The organism is Candidatus Obscuribacterales bacterium, assembly GCA_036703605.1.
In the GTDB taxonomy this organism is placed as follows: domain Bacteria; phylum Cyanobacteriota; class Cyanobacteriia; order RECH01; family RECH01; genus RECH01.
This window is the reverse complement of the sequence record DATNRH010000006.1, coordinates 1-3,538: the sequence shown is the minus strand read 5'-3', so window position 1 is coordinate 3,538 and position 3,538 is coordinate 1. Positions and strand designations below refer to the sequence as shown.

4 protein-coding genes are annotated in these 3,538 nt (G+C 51.2%); 2 read left to right on the top strand and 2 right to left on the bottom strand.

Features of this window, described 5'->3' with window-relative positions; genetic code table 11:
• Nucleotides 1-861: NAD(P)/FAD-dependent oxidoreductase (locus V6D20_00190; GenBank protein ID HEY9814216.1), on the top strand; the 861-nt coding region annotated here is incomplete at its 5' end.
• Nucleotides 862-1,084: 223 nt separating this feature from the next.
• The gene (locus tag V6D20_00185; GenBank protein HEY9814215.1) at nt 1,085-1,486 is read left to right on the top strand and encodes a VOC family protein; all 402 of its coding nucleotides are present in this window, start codon (nt 1,085-1,087) and stop codon (nt 1,484-1,486) included.
• A gap of 53 nt (nt 1,487-1,539) precedes the next feature.
• Here V6D20_00185 and V6D20_00180 read toward each other — a convergent pair whose 3' ends face one another.
• Complete coding sequence (locus V6D20_00180) at nt 1,540-2,301, bottom strand: penicillin acylase family protein (protein HEY9814214.1); 762 nt, start codon at nt 2,299-2,301, stop codon at nt 1,540-1,542.
• On the bottom strand, nt 2,298-3,538 hold a 1,241-nt coding region (locus V6D20_00175), incomplete at its 5' end, for a penicillin acylase family protein (protein HEY9814213.1). The genes V6D20_00180 and V6D20_00175, both read right to left, overlap by 4 nt.

The following is a 3,538-nucleotide window of genomic DNA, read 5'->3' as shown; positions in this document are numbered from 1 at the left end:
GATAAAGGCAAGGCCCGTTCGTTTGGGATGCAAGAGTTGCACAATTATCTCGGGTTGCCCTCCGATACGCCGGGTCGAGAGGTTCTGAAGCAAGGCAAAGATCACTACCTGTCCCTCGATGGCGATTATCTCAATGCTTATGTGGAAGAGGTGCTTGATGAAGGCGAAACCTTTGCGGTGCGGGTGCGCGTAGGTCGTCAAAACCCGACCTACGAAGTGTTTCGCAGTCGTTATCTGATTGCGGCTAGCGGCATCATCGATCACCTGCCGCAGCTCTCAAACATGAAAAATGTGTTTGACTATGCGGGCTACAACTTACATGTATGTCTGATCTGCGACGGCTACGAGATGCGCGATCAGCGGGCGGGAGTTTTTGGCAGCAATGAATCGAGTCTAGAAGTGGCGTTTTCGTTGGGCTGGTTTACCCCGCATATCACGGTATTCACCAACGGCGCGTTTGAAGTCGGCCCAGAGTTGCGCGATCGCCTGACTCAAAAGGGCTACACCTTGAATGAGCAGCCGATTCACCAGTTCCTTGGCGAAAACCATCAGATGTCTGGGGTAGAGTTGGCAGACGGTTCTGTTGTGGAACTGGATGCCGGACTGATCTCAATGGGGTCGAAATATCATGCCGATTATCTCAACGGCATTGACCTCGACTACAACGGCGGCAACGTGGTGACCGACACGATGAATCGCACGTCTCACCCTCGAATTTTTGCCGTGGGTGATCTGAAAGTGGGCATGAATCAAGTCATCGTTGCGGCTTCAGATGGGGCGTTGGCCGCCACCCAAATTTGGCGTGATATTCGCCGCAGTGAAGGGACTCGACGGGTTCCTATGGTCAGCAATGCTGCGTAATAACAGTGCTTTTCAGACGATTTTTTGAGGACATCGCCCTGTTTTTGGGGTTGATCTTCCTGAATTGATACTGGCTCGCGTTGGGTTCAGCGGCGATCGCCAGCGAACTTGCCCTCACTCCAGAGGCGCTATCCCAGTCTTTCTCGCGGTTGCAGACTGAACGGTAGAAACCCTCTAATCTCTCTACGAACCATTCATTCATTTATTGACAGGAATTACTACCATGGCTATCACTCAAGGCGCTCATCATATGGGTCTGACGGTTCCAGATTTAGCGGCAGCACGAGATTTCTTCGTGAACGTGTTTGAATTCAAACAGGTTGGTGAAATTCCTGATTATCCTGCTTTTTTCCTGTCCGATGGCACACTTTTACTAACGCTTTGGCAAGCCACAGATCCCGCTAGTGCTGTAGCCTTTGATCGCAAAAACAACATTGGTTTACATCACTTTGCGTTGAAAGTAGACGGGCTAGAAACGCTCAAATCTCTCTATCAAACCTTAACCACGACTGAAGGGGTTGAGATTGAGTTTGCTCCCGAACCTCTCGGTGGTGGCTCCACTCAGCACATGATGTTTTACATTCCCGGCGGCATTCGCATGGAGCTGATCGCTCTGGGCGGTTAAGACCACACTCCGTTACCCGTCATTCTTGAGCAAGGGAGGAATCTACTATGGCATCACCCGGTTGGACTCAGGCTGAATCTCCGTTTCATGCTGGAGAACAAGAGGTACAAGCCCGCATAGGCGTCCGTGAAAAATTGGAGCAACTCGGACGGCGCGTGGTGCGAGATTATTTGCCCTTGATCGCCGGCATGGGGTGAATTAGGCTGACTTGAATTGCCATAGGCGGTTAAAACCTTGGCTTGAAGGGGGGAGGAAAACTCAACTAAGGCGATAAACGAATCTCCTCCTATCGCCGTAAAGGTTTCATCTTCATTGGGCGTAAACCAGAGGGTGCGAAAAATGCCCAGATCGTCGGAACCACCACTGACAGGTAGATTGCGATTGCCCAATTTTAGCCGAAAAACCTCTCCCCAAGATATATCTAACTGCCCGTGGGTTTGCTGGACTTGAGTAGCAGCCTTTTCTAGTGCGGCGATCGCTTCTGTCGTATGGGTAAGTTGTCTAGGAGTAGTCAAAGGCTGATCCGAATTCCAGGGAACGGTGAATAGCTGATCTGGGTCAATTTCATCTGCCCACGCTGCAAATAAAACAGCTCTTCGACTGTCTGCATCCGCACGTCGATTCCATTGAGCCAGTACTTCTAACGCTTGTTGCAGCAATGATCCGGCTTGCGGCTGAGTTGCGGCGAAGAGATCGGGCAAGAGGCGGTTAGCGAGTTCCATTTCGGTGGAGTGTTTGTATCGTTCTAACTCCTCCAACGTAATCTGAGGGTCGTCCCGTAGCATTTGAGCTGAGTGCTGTGCTCGCAGGCTCATTGGCCCAGGGGGGCCAGATAGGCTGGGTAATCGCTAGAGTCGAGGGGCTGGGGAATGGTCGTTGTCCATGGTGGGTCATTTGCATTTTGCAACCATCCACTGGGAGGATCAAGCACGCGGGGAAGATCAGAGTAGGGATGAGTTTCAGCCCACAGTGCTGTGGAGGTATTGCCCGGAATAAGAGTAGACCAATCCGCAAAATCTCCTTCGGTACGGATAGGAACTTGACCATTAAACACATGCAGAATGTGCCCCGCTCGATCGGCGTACAGGATGGTAAACATCGGAATTTGTAACATCTGGAGTGCGGTTTCAAATTCTTCTAGGTTTTTCGCCCGTGCCATGTTCCACCATTGGGTGAGCGCGTAGGGCTGCTCCAGCCCTACAACGCGTAGGGCGATCGCCCGTCCCTCAGATTGCTCGATCACAGGCCCATGAATAGAATATTGAATCGTCAGAGGAATGGTTTGCAGGGTTCCGCCAGTTTGCTTTACGTTGAGGGTTTGTTCTTCGGTAGCAAAGGCATTCACCTCACCGTCAAAGAGATATCCACCTTCTGTCAGCATTAGCTCATAGGCATCCCAACCATCGTATGTGTTAATGGTATGTGTCCATCCTAGGGAGTCATTGAAAGCGATAGCTAACACTGGAATTCCTACTAACGTTGCGCCATACGCATCTATGCCTGGCCCGACAAGCTGGGCTTCATACCAGAAGAATGGATCAGACCAAGGTAGATGAGGGTTGGCCAACAACATGGCATTTCCGCTAGCGGATCGAGAAGGGGCGATCGCCCAAGCATTAGATCCTAAAGCGGGAGAATTGGTTGCATCAAAGCCCATACAGAAAGACTGCGCTTCCGGATGATGACATAGACGGGTAAGCCATGCCGTTGAAGGTGTTGATGTGGCGTGAGACGTCTGGGTTTCACTCAGGTTGACGACGCGCCCCGGATTTACCACAAAGGTGAAATTGAGCAATCGCTGACTGTGAGCCAGAACATCTACTGCAGTTACAGGTAAAACGACTTTCACCTCCTCACTCAGGCGTTCTAGATGAGCATCAGCATAGGCATTGATACCAGCAGCAAATGCATCCAGATACTCCCGAAAAACAGGATCTTGCGCTTGATACCAAGTCTGTGATCGCTGGGGAATACCCATTGTTCTCACCCAGCGATCGCCCTCTAGATAGTCTTCTCCCCAATATTCTGCGGCCCGTCCTCGCGCTTCACCAT